The 14629-nt window shown below is 70.5% G+C and carries 15 protein-coding genes; 7 read left to right on the top strand and 8 right to left on the bottom strand.

Going from position 1 to position 14629, the window contains the following annotated elements; translation table 11 throughout:
* Positions 1–65: 65 nt before the first annotated feature.
* The 6 genes from ACZ60T_RS22930 to ACZ60T_RS22905 form a co-directional block, all read right to left on the bottom strand.
* Positions 66–380: a DUF1048 domain-containing protein gene (locus ACZ60T_RS22930; protein WP_469667541.1), complete on the bottom strand. Its 315-nt coding sequence runs from the start codon at positions 378–380 to the stop codon at positions 66–68.
* A 1-nt stretch (position 381) separates the two neighbouring features.
* The gene (locus ACZ60T_RS22925; RefSeq protein ID WP_469667540.1) at positions 382–738 is read right to left on the bottom strand and encodes a DUF1048 domain-containing protein; all 357 of its coding nucleotides are present in this window, start codon (positions 736–738) and stop codon (positions 382–384) included.
* Positions 735–1061 carry a PadR family transcriptional regulator gene (locus ACZ60T_RS22920; RefSeq protein ID WP_365618839.1) on the bottom strand — a complete coding sequence of 109 codons (327 nt, stop codon included), beginning with the start codon at positions 1059–1061 and terminating at the stop codon, positions 735–737. The genes ACZ60T_RS22925 and ACZ60T_RS22920 overlap by 4 nt, the downstream gene beginning before the upstream one ends.
* Positions 1062–1142: 81 nt before the next feature.
* Complete coding sequence (locus tag ACZ60T_RS22915; RefSeq protein ID WP_469667539.1) at positions 1143–2000, bottom strand: helix-turn-helix domain-containing protein; 858 nt, start codon at positions 1998–2000, stop codon at positions 1143–1145.
* An 8-nt stretch (positions 2001–2008) separates the two neighbouring features.
* The gene (locus ACZ60T_RS22910; protein ID WP_469667538.1) at positions 2009–2524 is read right to left on the bottom strand and encodes a DUF6879 family protein; all 516 of its coding nucleotides are present in this window, start codon (positions 2522–2524) and stop codon (positions 2009–2011) included.
* Entirely contained in the window at positions 2499–2750 is a 252-nt protein-coding gene (locus ACZ60T_RS22905) for a hypothetical protein (RefSeq protein WP_469667537.1), read from the bottom strand. The genes ACZ60T_RS22910 and ACZ60T_RS22905 overlap by 26 nt, the downstream gene beginning before the upstream one ends.
* Before the next feature lie 233 nt (positions 2751–2983).
* On the opposite strand from ACZ60T_RS22905, the gene tgmA reads away from it, so the two are divergent.
* The 7 genes from tgmA to ACZ60T_RS22870 all read left to right on the top strand — a co-directional run bounded on the left by tgmA (position 2984) and on the right by ACZ60T_RS22870 (position 11616).
* On the top strand, positions 2984–3256 hold the full coding sequence (tgmA, locus tag ACZ60T_RS22900; RefSeq protein WP_469667536.1) for a putative ATP-grasp-modified RiPP: 273 nt from the start codon (positions 2984–2986) through the stop codon (positions 3254–3256).
* Entirely contained in the window at positions 3256–4218 is a 963-nt protein-coding gene (tgmB, locus tag ACZ60T_RS22895) for an ATP-grasp ribosomal peptide maturase (protein WP_469667534.1), read from the top strand. Before tgmA ends, tgmB begins: the two co-directional genes overlap by 1 nt.
* A complete protein-coding gene (gene tgmC, locus ACZ60T_RS22890) occupies positions 4215–5360 on the top strand; it encodes an ATP-grasp peptide maturase system methyltransferase (protein WP_469667533.1) in 1146 nt (381 codons plus the stop codon). Before tgmB ends, tgmC begins: the two co-directional genes overlap by 4 nt.
* Positions 5361–5434: 74 nt before the next feature.
* Positions 5435–5743 (top strand): hypothetical protein, encoded by a 309-nt coding sequence (locus ACZ60T_RS22885; RefSeq protein WP_365618848.1) that lies wholly within the window; start codon positions 5435–5437, stop codon positions 5741–5743.
* A gap of 74 nt (positions 5744–5817) precedes the next feature.
* Entirely contained in the window at positions 5818–9585 is a 3768-nt protein-coding gene (locus ACZ60T_RS22880) for an ABC transporter ATP-binding protein (RefSeq protein ID WP_469667532.1), read from the top strand.
* An 86-nt stretch (positions 9586–9671) separates the two neighbouring features.
* Positions 9672–10067, top strand: coding sequence for a hypothetical protein (locus tag ACZ60T_RS22875; protein WP_469667531.1), 396 nt, complete (start codon positions 9672–9674; stop codon positions 10065–10067).
* Positions 10068–10191: 124 nt separating this feature from the next.
* Positions 10192–11616, top strand: a complete 1425-nt coding sequence (locus ACZ60T_RS22870) for a S28 family serine protease (protein ID WP_469667530.1) — start codon at positions 10192–10194, stop codon at positions 11614–11616.
* 12 nt (positions 11617–11628) lie between these two features.
* Here ACZ60T_RS22870 and ACZ60T_RS22865 read toward each other — a convergent pair whose 3' ends face one another.
* The gene (locus ACZ60T_RS22865; RefSeq protein ID WP_469667529.1) at positions 11629–12246 is read right to left on the bottom strand and encodes a hypothetical protein; all 618 of its coding nucleotides are present in this window, start codon (positions 12244–12246) and stop codon (positions 11629–11631) included.
* Positions 12247–12367: 121 nt separating this feature from the next.
* Positions 12368–14215: a glycoside hydrolase family 3 protein gene (locus ACZ60T_RS22860; RefSeq protein ID WP_469667528.1), complete on the bottom strand. Its 1848-nt coding sequence runs from the start codon at positions 14213–14215 to the stop codon at positions 12368–12370.
* Positions 14216–14629: the final 414 nt, after the last annotated feature.

The following is a 14629-nucleotide window of genomic DNA, read 5'->3' as shown; positions in this document are numbered from 1 at the left end:
AGGGCCTGTCGTTGAGTGATCAGTTCAACAGGCCCTGCACAACGAACGCTGGCAACTCTGCGACCTCACCCTTCCCCTGTCGGTCCGCTGACGGACTCCTGGTAGATGCCCGCGTAGGTGGGAGAGTCCTTGACGAGGCCGTCGCAGAACGCGGCGACGTCGTCGCCGATGAGTTCGAGCACCCCCTTGCCCGCGGCGGCGCCCTGCTCGAAGAAGTCGACGATCCCGGGGAGCAGGTCAGGCAGGTCGACCGGGCCGACCTTGAACAGGTACCTCTGCAACTCCTTGTAGACGATCCGGTAGTCCGGCGGGAGCGCCTTGACCCGAGCCATGTGCGCCCGCCACTGCTTCTTGCCCTCGATGATGTCGTGGATGCTCACATCAGCCTCCCAACCGGCTCAATTTCCGTGCGACGTTCCGGTTCAACTGCTCGCGCCACCGGTCGCGATAGGTCCGCGCCCCTTCGCCACCGGCCAACGCCGCGCAGAAGCCCGGGATGTCGTCGCCGAGCACCTCGTGGACGCTCTGCCCGTCCGCCGCGGTCTCTTCGAGCAGCCCCAGGGCGGCGTCGAGGATCGGCATGAGGTTGCGGCCGGTGAAGTCCCCATAGGGGAAGAGCTGGCCCTGGATCTGCTGCCACGCCACCCGGTGGTCGTCCGGCAGGGCCGCGGCCCGGGTTTCGAACGCCTTCCAGTCCCTGGTGAGATCGCTGCCTGTGACCTTCTCCCAGAAGTTCATCTCCCGCCCCCCTTGAGCTTGTCGATGCGTGATGAGACGTACTGCCACTTCGCCCAGAACTTCGCGAGCTCTTCGCGTCCGGCGTCGTTGAGCGCGTAGAACTTGCGCGGCGGACCGACTCCGGAGGGACGCTTCGTCACCTGGACGAGTCCGTTCCTCTCCAGCCGCAGCAAGATGGTGTACACGGTCCCCTCGACGACGTCGGTGAAGCCCAGCTCGTTGAGCTGACGGGTGATGGCGTACCCATAGGTCTCCTCGCTGCCGATGATCTCGAGCACACACCCTTCGAGCGTGCCCTTCAACATCTCCGTCAGGTCGTCCACCGGGGCCTCCTGCAGAACTGCGCTACTGCGTGATACCAAGTACTGCTACACGGTATCACCGAGTAGCGGGGTGTGTCGCGACTACTCACACCCGGACTCGATCGCCCGCAGGACCAGCGCGCGTGCGTCGGCTCCGTACACAGCGAGCTGTGCAAGCCGGGTGAACGCGCGGAGGTAGGTGTCGAGTTCACTCGGTGCCGTGATCGTCACCTTCGCCGCGAGCAGTTCTACGTGGATGCGCGAGTCATCGAAGACCGTGAATTGCTCAAGCGGCCACATGACGCCCTCACGAGCGGCCCTGGCGGGGATGATGCCGATCGACATGGACGGCAGGGTCATCGCGGCGAGGAGGTTGCCCAACTGGCCCGCCATCACGTCCTGGTCGCCGACTCTGTGGGTGAGGACGTTCTCCTCGATCAGCGTTGCGAACCGGTGATCGCCCTCGTGAATGACCCGGCCGCGCCGCATACGGACCTTGACTGCCTCGGCTGTGTCGTCCGGGGTGCCACGGAACCCGGCGATCGTCCTCATGAGCGCGGTGGCGTAGCCAGGCGTCTGAAGGTAGCCGGGTATGACGTGGGAGGCGTACACGCGGAACAGGCGGGTGCGCTCGTACAACTTGACGGACGTCTCCGCGAGTTGCTTCATGCCCGTGCGTTGGAGCCGCTTCCAGTTCAGGTACATGGCGTCGGCCTGGCGGTTGGCCGCGATCAGGTCGTCCGCGTGGCTGTCGGCGCCGCAGGCCGTGCACCAGGCGCGGATATCCGCGTCGGACGGGGCGGTGACAGCGTTCTCGATCCGCGAGGATTTGGCGACCGACCAGCCCGCCAGGCGTGCGACGTCCTTGCCCGTGAGGCCCGCGTCCAGGCGCAGCTCCCGCAGCCGGGCCCCGAGAGCCGCGCGCGCGTTCTGCACGCCGGACGTGGGGAAGGTGGACATGACTCTGGCTACTTGACCTCGTATTCGTCGTGGGGGACGGCCCGCTCCCACACCTGCTCGAAGGCCATTGCGTGCCTTTCGACGGTGGCGGGATCGTCGCACAGCTCCTTGCTGATCCACTCGCCGTCACCGGAGAAGTGGTGGACGCGCATCAGTCGCCCGTCGAAGATCCACAGGTCGCTGCCCGGCAGCAGCAGATCCCAGGCCTGATGCCGGGGCAGCCAGCGCACCTGCTCACCGGCCTCCATGTTGGCGCGGGTCTGGTAGTGCTCCCACTTGATGTAGCCGGTGACCGGCTCGGAGACGATCCGGGCTCGCCGCACCGTGACGCCGCGGGCCACGGCGTCCGCGATGTCCTGGTGGAAGGGTCGCCACCAGGAGTCGCGGTCGTCCCAGTCGACGCGGTGACCGTCCTGCCAGGCCTCGAAGCGGGGGTTGCTGTAGTAGGCGTCCCGCATCTCCAGATGGACGGCCGACGTCCGTACGTCGGCGAGGAGTTCAGTGAACTCCGGGATCGAGCTCATCGCATGCCTTCCTGATGGTCGGGACCATACGGGCCGGGATCCTGATGACTGTCTCGCCGGGCGGGATCGGCGCCCTTGCCGGAGACAGCGCATCGCATGTCGCGGTCGTCTCGTCGTCGGCCACATAGCTCTGGATCAGCAGGTCTTTCGCGTGCGTGTCCACCCAGACCGTGGGGCATCCGTCCTCGTCCGTCTCGGGGTCGATCCCGACGAAGTGAATGTTCATGGTGGTGTGCCTCCCGCGCCAGTCGGTTGCAGCGACTTGCATCACCGTCGTGCCCGCACATCATGGAGGTCAAGGGTGGATACCGGCCATGACCAGCTACTGCAACTGCCCTGTAATTCGGTGCAACTTCGTAGCCACGGCAGCGTTGTGCTTCCTAGCGTCAGGGGAGTACCGCACAACCCCGGCGAAGCAGCGAACTGTCGGTACCACCGGGAAACGGAGGCGCAGCACAGATGACGCAGACGCCCGCACCGTGGGGCACGCAACGGATGGGGCCGTACGCGGCCACCGTCGCGGTCCCGAAGCACACGCCCGTGATCGACCCCGAAACGCAGATCGCGGTCATCGTGGACGAGCATGGCCGAACGGTCGAGTTGGGCAACCACGGCACCAGCACGAGCGGTCTGACGCCCACCACGACCACCCCCGGCGACGGGTCCGGTCCGGGCGGCGCGACCGACGCGGACAGCACCGAGTCGTACGACCAGGACCAGGGTTCCGGCTGATGGATGACGGCAGGTCGGTACTGGTGCTGACCAACCCGTACGACGTGACGGCGGACGTGGTGTTGCGGCTTCTCGCGGAACGCCGGGTTCCCGTGACCCGTGTCGACCCCGGCGCCGACCTGCACACGGTCGCCTCGCTGACCGCCACGTACCGTACGGGCGACCAGCGGGGCACCCTGCGCACGGCAAGCCGAGAACTCGACACCACCCGGATCCGGTCGGTCTGGGTGCGCAGGCCCACGCCCTACGAGGGACCGCAGGGGTTGAGTGACCAGGACCGCCGGTTCGCCGCAGAACAAGCGCTGTGGGGCGTCGGCGGTGTCCTCGCGTCTCTGCCGGGCACGCACTACGTCAATCATCCGTGGAACAACCGGGCCGCCGAGTTCAAGCCCGCGCAACTCGCGACCGCACGACGCTGCGGATTCCAGGTGCCCGACACGGTGATCACCAACGACCCTGGCGCAGCACGGGAGTTCGCCGACTGCCATCCTGGCGGAGTGGTCTACAAGCCGCTGTGGAACACGCCCTACCAGGTGGGTGGCCGACCGCACAGCGTGTGGGTCCGGGAGGTGCGCGGGGACGAGATCACCGATGCCGTCTCCGTCTGTCCGCACATGTTTCAAGCCAAGGTGGACAAGGCGTTCGACGCGCGAGTGACCGCCGTGGGTGACCGGCCGTACGGAATCCGGATCGACAGCCCCGATCTCGACTGGCGTCACCGTCAGGACGTGATGACATGCGCACCGGTCGAGGTGCCCGAGCCGATCGCGCACGCGGTCGTCGCCTACCTCGCCGAACTCCGCCTGATCTTCGGCGCGTTCGACTTCGCCGTGACCACCGCCGGTGACTGGCACTTCCTCGAGTGCAACCCCAACGGCCAATGGGCGTGGCAGCCGACGGAGACCACCATGGCGATCGCCCACGCCATCGCCGACGAGCTGGAGAGAGGCCCCGACACGTGAGTACATCGGCTCGGCTCCGCGACACCTTGACGGACAGTCTCACCGAGGACGGCACCCTGACGGAAGCCGAGTGGCGCAGCGCCGCCAGGGCCGTTCCCCGGGAGCTGTTCACAGGGTCCTACTTCAGACCGGTGGCGGGCACCGCCCCGACCCGCTACCGGCCCGTTCACGAGGGCGAGTCCGGATGGCTGGAGGGGGTCTACTCCGACGAGACGCTGATCACCCAACTGGACGGCCGGATCAGGCCCGACGACGTGACCGAGGGGACGGTGACCGGTTCCCCGTCGTCATCGTCCACTCTGCCGTCGCTGGTGCTGCGCATGTGGCAGCGGCTCGGCGCCGAGGCCGGGCACCGGGTGCTGGAGATCGGCACCGGGACCGGGTACTCGACCGCGCTCGGCGCGCACCGTCTCGGGGACGCCGACGTCACCAGCATCGAGCACGACCCCGTGGTGGGCAGGGCCGCTGCCACCGCGCTCGCAGCGGCCGGGTTCGCGCCCCGGCTGATCATCGGTGACGGGCTGCGGGGCGACCCGGACGGGGGCGCCCGGTACGACCGGCTGATCGCCACGTGCTCGGTCCGGTACATCCCTCTGCCGTGGCTGCACCAGGTGCGGCCGGGCGGCAAGATCCTGGTCACCCTGTCCGGCTGGAGCTACGCCAACGCCCTTGCGCTGCTGGACGTGACCGCCCCCGGGGAGGCCACGGGCCGATTCCTGCCCGGGTACACCAGCTTCATGATCGCCCGGCCGCACGACCGGCCGCCCCGCCCGACGTTGACCCTGCTGCCCGGCGACGAACGCCCGAGCCTGATCGACCCCGCGAAGCTCGACGACTGGACCGGCGGCTGGGTCGCGCAGCTCGCGGTGCCCGCGGCCGAACGCATGGGGACGGGAGCGGAACAGATCCTCTGGGACGTGTCCACCGGTTCGCAGGCCCGGACGGCCCCTGCCCCGGGCGGCGGGTGGGTCGTAGTACAGCGGGGACCCGTCCGCCTGTGGGACCGGGTCGAGCGGGCGGTGCGGAGCTGGCAGGACATGGGCGAGCCCCACCAGGAGGCATTCGGCATCACGGTCTCGGCGGCCGGTCAGCGGGTATGGTCCGGCACCGAGGACGGGCCCGGCTGGGACCTGCCGGTCTGACAGACGATCCGACACACGGCGGTCCGCCAGGCCAGTAGGCCCACACGGGGCAAGCCGACAGGAGGCGATGAGCCGTGCGACGCCGGATCGCCAACATCTGTGACTCGTGCGCCAGGGAGAAGGCGACGCGCCACAACCCCGAGGGGAGGACGTCGCGCGACCAGTGGATCCCTTACTGCGAGGCCTTCCCCGACGGTATTCCGCCCGACATCTACCTCGGCGGTGTGGACCACCGGATGCCCTACCCCGGGGACCGTGGTACCCGCTTCGCACTCCGGGAGGGGAAGGAGCCGATTCTCGCTCTGTACGAGCGGCTGGTTCCCGAGGAACGCCGCAACGCCAGGCCGCCGGAATCGCCGGACGGAGCCGCCGAGCACGGTTGAGCGCCTCACCTTCCGCCACCGAGGGATGAATTCCGCCCCCGCCCGTGTTGGGGAGAGACGGCGGGAAGATCGGCGTGGTGGAAGGGACCGGTGTGGTGGCGAACGAGGAGGAGACGCGCGGCTGGGCGCATCGGCTCGTGGGGTATGCCTGGCGGTATCCCAAGAACGTGGTCCTCGCGCTCGGGTCCTCGCTCGGCGGTATGGCCGTCATGGCGCTCGTGCCGCTGATCACCAAGGTGATCATCGATGACGTCATCGGCGATCACAGCCGGTCCATGGCGCCCTGGGCCGCCGCGCTCATCGGCGCGGCCGTCGTCGTCTACGTCCTCACCTACATCCGGCGCTACTACGGCGGCAGGCTCGCGCTCGACGTCCAGCACGATCTGCGTACGGAGATGTACGAGACGATCACCCGGCTCGACGGGCGGCGTCAGGACCAGCTCTCCACCGGGCAGGTCGTCGGCCGGGCCACCAGTGACCTCCAGCTCATCCAGGGCCTGCTCTTCATGCTCCCGATGACCATCGGGAACGTCCTGCTGTTCCTGGTCTCCCTCGTCGTCATGGCCTGGCTGTCGATCCCGCTGACCCTGGTCGCGCTGGCCGTCGCGCCCGCGCTGTGGCTCATCGCCCGACGCAGCCGCTCCAAGCTGCACCCGGCCACCTGGTACGCCCAGGCCCAGGCCGCCGCCGTGGCGGGCGTGGTCGATGGCGCCGTCAGCGGCGTCCGCGTGGTCAAGGGCTTCGGGCAGGAGGAGCAGGAGACCGGCAAGCTCCGCGAGGTCGGGCGTCGGCTCTTCGCCGGGCGGCTGCGCACCATACGGATGAACTCCCGCTTCACCCCCGCCCTCCAGGCCGTACCGGCCCTCGGCCAGGTCGCCATGCTCGCGCTCGGCGGCTGGCTCGCGGTGCGCGGGCACATCACGCTCGGTACGTTCGTCGCCTTCTCCTCCTACCTCGCCCAGCTCGTCGGCCCGGTCCGCATGCTCGCCGTGGTCCTCACCGTCGGCCAGCAGGCCCGCGCGGGCGTCGAGCGCGTCCTGGAGCTGATCGACACCGAGCCCTCGCTCCAGGACGGCACCCTCGACCTGCCCGCCGACGCCCCCGCGACCGTCGAGTTCGACGACGTCTCCTTCGCGTACCAAGGCAGCGGCGCGACGAAGAAGAGCACCCCGGTCCTCGACGGACTCACCTTCGAGATACGCCCCGGCGAGACCCTCGCCGTCGTCGGCTCCTCCGGCTCCGGCAAGTCGACGGTCTCGCTGCTGCTGCCCCGCTTCTACGACGTCACGCACGGCGCCGTCCTCATCGGTGGCCACGATGTGCGCGAGCTGACCCTCTCCTCGCTGCGCGCCGCGATCGGCCTGGTCCCCGAGGACTCCTTCCTCTTCTCCGACACGGTCCGCGCCAACATCGCCTACGGCCGCCCCGACGCGAGCGACGAGCAGATCGAACGGGCCGCCCGCGCCGCCCAGGCCGACCGCTTCATCGCGGAACTGCCCGACGGCTACGCCACCAAGGTCGGCGAGCACGGCCTCACCCTCTCCGGCGGCCAGCGCCAGCGCATCGCCCTGGCCCGCGCGATCCTCACCGACCCCCGGCTGCTGGTCCTCGACGACGCCACCTCGGCGGTGGACGCCCAGGTCGAGCACGAGATCCACGAGGCGCTGAAGCAGGTCATGGAGGGCCGTACGACCCTGCTGATCGCCCACCGGCGCTCCACGCTCAACCTCGCCGACCGCATCGCCGTCCTCGACGCGGGCCGCCTCGCCGACATCGGCACCCACGAGGAACTCCAGGAGCGCTCCGCCCTCTACCGGCGGCTGCTCACCGACCCGGACGAGCTGGGCGCCGTCTCCCCGGGCCACGTCCTGCCCGCGGCGGAGCAGGAGGACACGAGCGTCCGGGAGGAGCTGGACGCCGAGTTCGACGCCGAGCGCGGCGTCACCCCGCATCTGTGGACCGGCGACCGCGAGCCCCGCGACCACGCGCTGACCGGCACCCCGGCCACCCCCGAACTCCTCGCCCAGGTCGAGCAGTTGCCCCCTGCCACCGACACCCCCGACATAGACGAGGCCCGCGCGGCCCGCCCCGAGGAGTCGTACGGACTCACCCGGCTGCTGCGCGGCTTCGGCGCGCCCCTGCTGGCCAGCCTCGCCCTCGTCACCGTCGACGCGGGCGCGGGCCTGCTGCTGCCGATCCTGATCCGGCACGGCATCGACCAGGGCGTCTCCCGGATGGCCCTCGGCGCGGTCTGGGCCGCGTCCCTGCTCGGCCTCGCCACCGTCCTCGTCCAGTGGGCGGCGCAGGTCGGCGAGACCCGGATGACGGGACGGACCGGTGAACGCGTCCTGTACTCCCTGCGGTTGAAGATCTTCGCCCAGCTCCAGCGGCTCGGACTCGACTACTACGAGCGGGAGTTGACCGGCAAGATCATGACGCGGATGACGACCGACGTCGACGCGCTGTCCACGTTCCTGCAGACCGGCCTCGTCACCGCCTTCGTCTCCGTCGTCACGTTCTTCGGCATCATGGCCGCGCTGCTGGTCCTCGACGTCCAGCTTGCCCTCGTCGTCTTCGCCACGCTGCCCCCGCTGGTCATCGGGACCTTCTTCTTCCGCCGGGCCAGCGTGAAGGCGTACGAACTCGCCCGTGAGCGGGTGTCGGGCGTCAACGCGGACCTCCAGGAGTCGGTGTCCGGGCTGCGTATCCTCCAGGCCTTCCGGCGCGAGCGGGACGGCGCGCGCCGGTTCGCGGAGGGCAGCGACGGCTACCGCCGGGCGCGGATCCGCGGCCAGTGGCTGATCTCCGTGTACTTCCCCTTCGTGCAGCTCCTGTCCTCGGTGGCCGCGGCGGCCGTGCTGATGGTGGGCGCGCACCGGGTGGAGGCCGGGACCCTGACCGCGGGCGCGCTGGTCGCCTACCTGCTCTACATCGACCTGTTCTTCGCGCCCGTGCAGCAGCTCTCCCAGGTCTTCGACGGATACCAGCAGGCCACCGTGTCGCTGGGCCGTATCCAGGAACTGCTCAGGGAGCCGACCGGCACGAAGGCGGCGAAGGAGCCCGTGAAGGTGGCGTCCGTGCGCGGCGAGATCGACTTCGAGGACGTCGGCTTCGCGTACGGCGACGACGAGGAGGCCCTCACCGGGGTCGACCTGCGCATCCCCGCCGGGCAGACCGTCGCCTTCGTCGGCGAGACGGGCGCGGGCAAGTCGACCCTGGTGAAGCTGGTCGCCCGGTTCTACGACCCGACGCGCGGCCGGGTGCTGGTCGACGGCGCCGACATCCGCTCCCTCGACCTGACCTCGTACCGGCACCGGCTCGGTGTCGTCCCGCAGGAGGCGTACCTCTTCCCCGGCACCGTCCGGGACGCCATCGCCTACGGGCGCCCGGACGCGAGCGACGCCGAGGTGGAGGCCGCCGCGCGGGCGGTCGGCGCGCACGAGATGATCGCCGGTCTGGAGGGCGGCTATCTGCACGAGGTCGCCGAGCGCGGCCGCAATCTGTCCGCCGGGCAGCGGCAGTTGATCGCCCTGGCCCGCGCGGAACTGGTCGACCCCGACGTCCTGCTGCTCGACGAGGCGACCGCCGCGCTCGATCTGGCCACCGAGGCGCAGGTCAACCAGGCGACGGACCGCCTCGCCGGACGCCGTACGACACTCGTGGTCGCCCACCGCCTGACGACGGCCGCCCGCGCGGACCGGGTCGTCGTCATGGACCACGGCCGCGTCGCCGAGGACGGCACCCACGAGGAACTGCTCGCCAGGAACGGCCGGTACGCGCGCCTGTGGCGCACCTTCGTGGGCGCACCGGAGCCGGAGGAGCCCGTCGGCTCCGTGGTGTGACGCCGTACTCATCCGGCCGTACGCCGCAACCGCAGGCGCGTCCCGTGCGTCGTACATCAGTACGCCTGTGGTCTGGAGGGACAACCGTGGACAATCTGGGGTTGGGGCGGCGCCTGCTGGTGGGCCTGGTCGTACTCACGGTGGCCGGGCTCCTCGCGACGGTGAACCCGCGGAGCGCCGAGGCGGCGACCGGCGCCGGCTACTGCGCCGGGCGGAAGGTCCGTACGCTCCCGTTCTCCGCCGGCTCCGTGTGGGTCTTCAAGGGCAACGGCTATGTCTGCGCGGTGACGTTCGCGAAGAAGGCGGGCGCCGCCCGGCCGATGGCGGTCAGCGTGCAGGCGCGCGGCAGCCGCCCCGGCGTGGACAAGGGGCGCTACCGCCATCACGCCGGACCGGTGACCGTCCACGCCGGGCACCGCTGTGTCCGGGTACGCGGCTCGGTGGGGAAGGCGTCGGCCGACTCCGGCTGGATCCTCTGCTGACGCGGCGTCGGCCGAAGCGCGGACGAAACCCCGGCCGACGCGCCGCGAATCACCGATCTCCCCTGGTGCGACGGGACTTGCTCCGCTAGGTTCCGGCGGACATCCGTGTTCAAGGGGAGGTTGCATGCGCAAGGCGCTCAGATGGCTGCTCGCGCTCATGGTGCTCATCGGCACCGTAGGCACAGCCGGGACGGCCACCGCGGTCCAGCAGGAGCCGAGCGACATCAAGGACCGGCTGCTCGCGATACCGGGCATGAGCCTGATCGAGGAGAAGCCCTACACCGGCTATCGCTTCTTCGTGCTCAACTACACGCAGCCGACGGACCACCGGCATCCGGACCGGGGCACGTTCCAGCAGCGGATCACCGTGCTGCACAAGGACGTCTCGCGCCCCACGGTCTTCTACACCGGCGGCTACAGCGTCTCCACGACCCCGAGCCGCCGCGAGCCGACGCAGATCGTGGACGGCAACCAAGTCTCCATGGAGTACCGCTACTTCACGCCCTCCCGCCCCGCCCCGGCCGACTGGTCCAAGCTCGACATCTGGCAGGCCGCGAGCGACCAGCACCGCATCTACGAGGCCCTCAAGCCGATCTACGGCGCCAACTGGCTCGCGACGGGCGGCTCGAAGGGCGGGATGACGGCCACGTACTACAAGCGGTTCTACCCGCGGGACATGGACGGCGTGGTCGCCTACGTCGCCCCGAACGACGTCGTCGACAAGGAGGACTCCGCCTACGACCGCTTCTTCGCACAGGTCGGCACCAAGGACTGCCGCGACCGGCTGAACGCGGTGCAGCGCGAAGCGCTGGTGCGCCGCCAGCCGTTGGAGAAGAAGTACCAGGCGTACGCGGCCGACAACGGCTACACCTTCGACACCGTCGGCAGCCTCGACCGCGCGTACGAGGCCGTGGTCCTGGACTACGTGTGGGGCTTCTGGCAGTACAGCCTGCTGTCGGACTGCGGCACGATCCCCGCGGACGCCAAGCACGCCACGGACGACGCGATCTGGGACTCGATCGACACGATCTCCGGCTTCTCCGCCTACACCGACCAGGGCCTGGAGCCGTACACGCCGTACTACTACCAGGCGGGTACGCAGTTGGGCGCGCCGACGATCCACTTCCCCACCATCGAGAAGAAGTACATCCGTTACGGCTACCAGCCGCCGCGGAACTACGTGCCGCGCGCCATCCCGATGAAGTTCCAGCCGTCGGTGATGCGGGACGTGGACACCTGGGTCCGGAAGCACGCGGACCAGATGATGTTCGTGTACGGGCAGAACGACCCGTGGGGCTCGGAGCGCTTCCGGCCCGGCGCGGGCGCCCATGACTCCTACGTCTTCACGGCGCCGGGGATGAACCACGGGGCGAACGTCGCGGGTCTGGTGTCCGACGAGAAGTCCCTGGCCACGGCCCGCATCCTGGAGTGGGCGGGCGTCGCGTCCCCGGCGGTCGCGTCGAACCCGTCGGTGGCGAAGCCGCTGGCGACCTACGACGCGAAGCTGGACCGCCGCGACGTGACGCGCGAGCCCGCACTGCGTCCGTGACGCACCGCTGAGCTATGGGCTGTGCCCGGCCGCCGCTTGTCTCGGCCGGGCACAGCCCACCGGCTTGTCGCCGCCCAGCCGGACGTACAGCTCCGTCGACGGCGGGCACTGCGCGCGGTGGGTCACCGCCGAGGTGACCTGGTACTCCGGGGCGTGCTTGCCCGTCCCGTCGCAGGCCGTCTCGCGGACCTCCCCCTGCCCCGCCGCGTACACGCAGTCCCCGACGATCGTGCGCGGTCCGCCGCCGCCTCCGGGGTCGCCCGGGTGGGGCCGCTCCAGGTTGCGCATGCAGGCGTAGCCCTGCGGCGTCGGCCCGTCCTTGCCGATGTGGAGCACGAAGTCCGTGGTGTCCGGGCAGTCGGGTCCGCCCGAGGGCCGCCCGTCGTGCCGCGCGAGGACCCGCGCCGCCGCCCGCTCGCTCGTGCACGGCACCTCGCCGAAGTGCGTGGTCCCGAAGGAACTGCACGCGCCGACCGCGAGGAACCTCGCCCCGTCGGGCCGCGTCCAGGTCGCCGTCCCGCCCGGCGGCGGGGCCTTCGGCGCGCCGGACGCCGCCTGGCATCCGGTGAGTCCCGCCACCGCCAGCGTGGCCGTCAGCAGCGCACCCGGCAGCGCACGTGTTCCCCGCATCGCGAGCCCCCCGCCCCCGTGAAACCCCCGTCCAGCGTGGGCCGCGAGCGGCGGTCCACGCCAGACGTACGGGGTGGTTCGGTTGCCCGGGGGCGCGGGGTGTCCCGCTTCGGCCGTACGCCTAGTACGACAGGCCGTACCCGAGGGGATACAGCACCTGCTCCGGGTCGTCCGCCCGCTGGACCGGGACCGGCAGCCGTCCCTGCGGCTTCACCTGTCCCGCGATCACCCGTGCCGCCGCGCGCAGTTCGACGTCCGTCCAGGAGTACGTGGCCAAGCAGGCGGCCACGTCCGGGAGTTGGGCCACGTCGTACGGGTTGCGGACGGCGACCGCGATCACCGGCTTCCCGGTGGCGACCAGTTGATCCACCAGCGTGCGCTGGGAGTTGGCCGCGCTCACGTTGTACGTGCCCACGACGACCGCGTCCGCGTCCTTCGCCGCCGCGACCGCGCTCGCGATCGTCGCCGCCGAGGGGGCCGTGCCCGTGGACAGCGCGGTGGCCGTGAAGCCCAGTGCCGTGAGGGAGTTGGCCAGTACGGTCGTGGGCGGGCCGTCGGTGCCGGAAGGGGAAGCCGGGTCCGCGCCGAGGATCAGCAGCCTGCGATGCGTACGGCGGGAGAGCGGCAGCAGGTGCCGCTTGTTGACCAGCAGCGTGGTCGAGTCGTCCGCGACCCGGTCCGCGGCGCGCAGATGCGCGGGGATGCCGACGGTCTTGTCGACGCCCTTGGCGCTGACGTAGGGCTGGTCGAGCAGCCCCCGCTTCGCCTTCAGCCGGAGGACGCGCAGTACCGACTCGTCGAGGCGGGCCTCGGTCAACTCGCCGCTCTTCACGGCGTTCAGCACGGCGTTCCACGCGACGTCCAGGGACGGTGGGTTGAGCAGTTGGTCGACACCGGCCTTGAGCGCGAGCACCGCCACCCGGTCGTCGCCGTACTTCTCGCGGACGCCCTGCATGCCCAGCGAGTCCGTCACCACGGCGCCGTCGTAGCCCAGTTCCCCGCGCAGGATGCCGGTGAGGATCGGGTGCGACAGCGTCGCCGGGTCGCCGGAGTCGTCCAGCGCGGGGACCATGATGTGCGCGGTCATGATCGAGTCGATCCCGGCGCGGATCGCCGCCCGGAACGGCACCGCGTCGAGCTTGTCCCACACCTCGCGGCTGTGGGTGATGACCGGGAAGCCGTAGTGGCTGTCGACGGCCGTGTCGCCATGGCCCGGGAAGTGCTTGGCGGTCGCCGCGACGCCCGAGTTCTGGTACCCGGAGACCTCCGCCGCGACCAGGCCCGCCACCGCGTCCGGGTCGGCACCGAAGGACCGTACGCCGATCACCGGGTTGGCCGGGTTGACGTTCACGTCGGCGTCCGTGCCGTAGTCCTGGAGGATGCCGAGGGCGCGCAGCTCGGCCCCGGCGATCCGGCCGACCGTACGGGCATGGGCGCGCGAGCCCGCGGCGCCGATGGCCATCGCGCCCGGGAAGAGGGTGGCGGGCTTGCCCACGCGCGCGACTATCCCGTGCTCCTGGTCCGTGGCGATGAGCACGGGCAGGCCGCGGGGCAGGCCGAGGGAGGCGCGCTGGATGCCGTTGGACAGGTCCGCGATCTGGTGCGGATCACGGGTGTTGTGCGCCCAGGCGAAGTAGATGATGCCGCCCACGCGGTACTTGGCGACGAGTTCGGCGGCCGTCCGTACGCCGATCTCCTGGAGGTTGGCGTCGATGTCGGCCTGGTCGGGGGCGGTGGCCGAATGCCCGTAGACCCGCATGACGAAGAGCTGGCCGACCTTCTCCTCCAGCGTCATACGGGAGAGAAGGGCCGTCAGCCGCTTGTCGTCGTGCCCGGCGGCGTTCCCGGCGGCCAGGGCGGTGTCCGGGGCGAGGGCGAGAGCCGCGGTCACGCCCGCGGTGGCGGCGAGAACGGTGCGTCTGGAGGGATGTCTGGGCTGTCTGGTGCTTCCCGTGCCGGAGTCGTGCACATGCGCTCCTTCCGGAGGAGATCGCTGAAGGAAACTTCCGAGGGGCCACGAATATCCGGAAAGTTTCTGCCAGTCAAGGCATCGCGCGGCAATCGAAGCGCCGACGAGGGACCGCCATCGGCGCTGTCGGAGGGGGCGCGCCGATGGCGGTGTGCTGCCGGCCGCGTGCGGCGGAGAGGGTGGTCAGCGTTCGCAGCCAGCGGCGAGGCCGACACCGCAGCGCGGAGACTCCTCCGGCAGCTTGCCGGTGGGACGAACAGGCACCCGGCGGGGTTCCCGGGAACCGGCCCGCCGCCGGAAGTCGGGACGCCTCGGGTCAGCGGGGCTCATGTGCCGCGCGACGGGGCCGGGCTTGCGCGCCGCTCGACGGGGCTCGTCTACCGCGGTTCGACGGGGCTCGTGTGCCGCGGTTCG

This window comes from Streptomyces sp. NPDC104371, assembly GCF_055583785.1.
Note: the sequence above shows the minus strand (reverse complement) of the source record. Positions and strands in the feature narration are given on the sequence as shown.

Coding starts and splice junctions, on each gene's coding strand:
- ACZ60T_RS22925 (WP_469667540.1), bottom strand. CDS start 738: ATGAACTTCTGGGAGAAGGTCACAGGCAGCGATCTCACCAGGGACTGG.
- ACZ60T_RS22915 (WP_469667539.1), bottom strand. CDS start 2,000: ATGTCCACCTTCCCCACGTCCGGCGTGCAGAACGCGCGCGCGGCTCTC.
- ACZ60T_RS22910 (WP_469667538.1), bottom strand. CDS start 2,524: ATGAGCTCGATCCCGGAGTTCACTGAACTCCTCGCCGACGTACGGACG.
- ACZ60T_RS22905 (WP_469667537.1), bottom strand. CDS start 2,750: ATGAACATTCACTTCGTCGGGATCGACCCCGAGACGGACGAGGACGGA.
- tgmA (WP_469667536.1), top strand. CDS start 2,984: ATGACGCAGACGCCCGCACCGTGGGGCACGCAACGGATGGGGCCGTAC.
- tgmB (WP_469667534.1), top strand. CDS start 3,256: ATGGATGACGGCAGGTCGGTACTGGTGCTGACCAACCCGTACGACGTG.
- ACZ60T_RS22870 (WP_469667530.1), top strand. CDS start 10,192: ATGCGCAAGGCGCTCAGATGGCTGCTCGCGCTCATGGTGCTCATCGGC.
- ACZ60T_RS22865 (WP_469667529.1), bottom strand. CDS start 12,246: ATGCGGGGAACACGTGCGCTGCCGGGTGCGCTGCTGACGGCCACGCTG.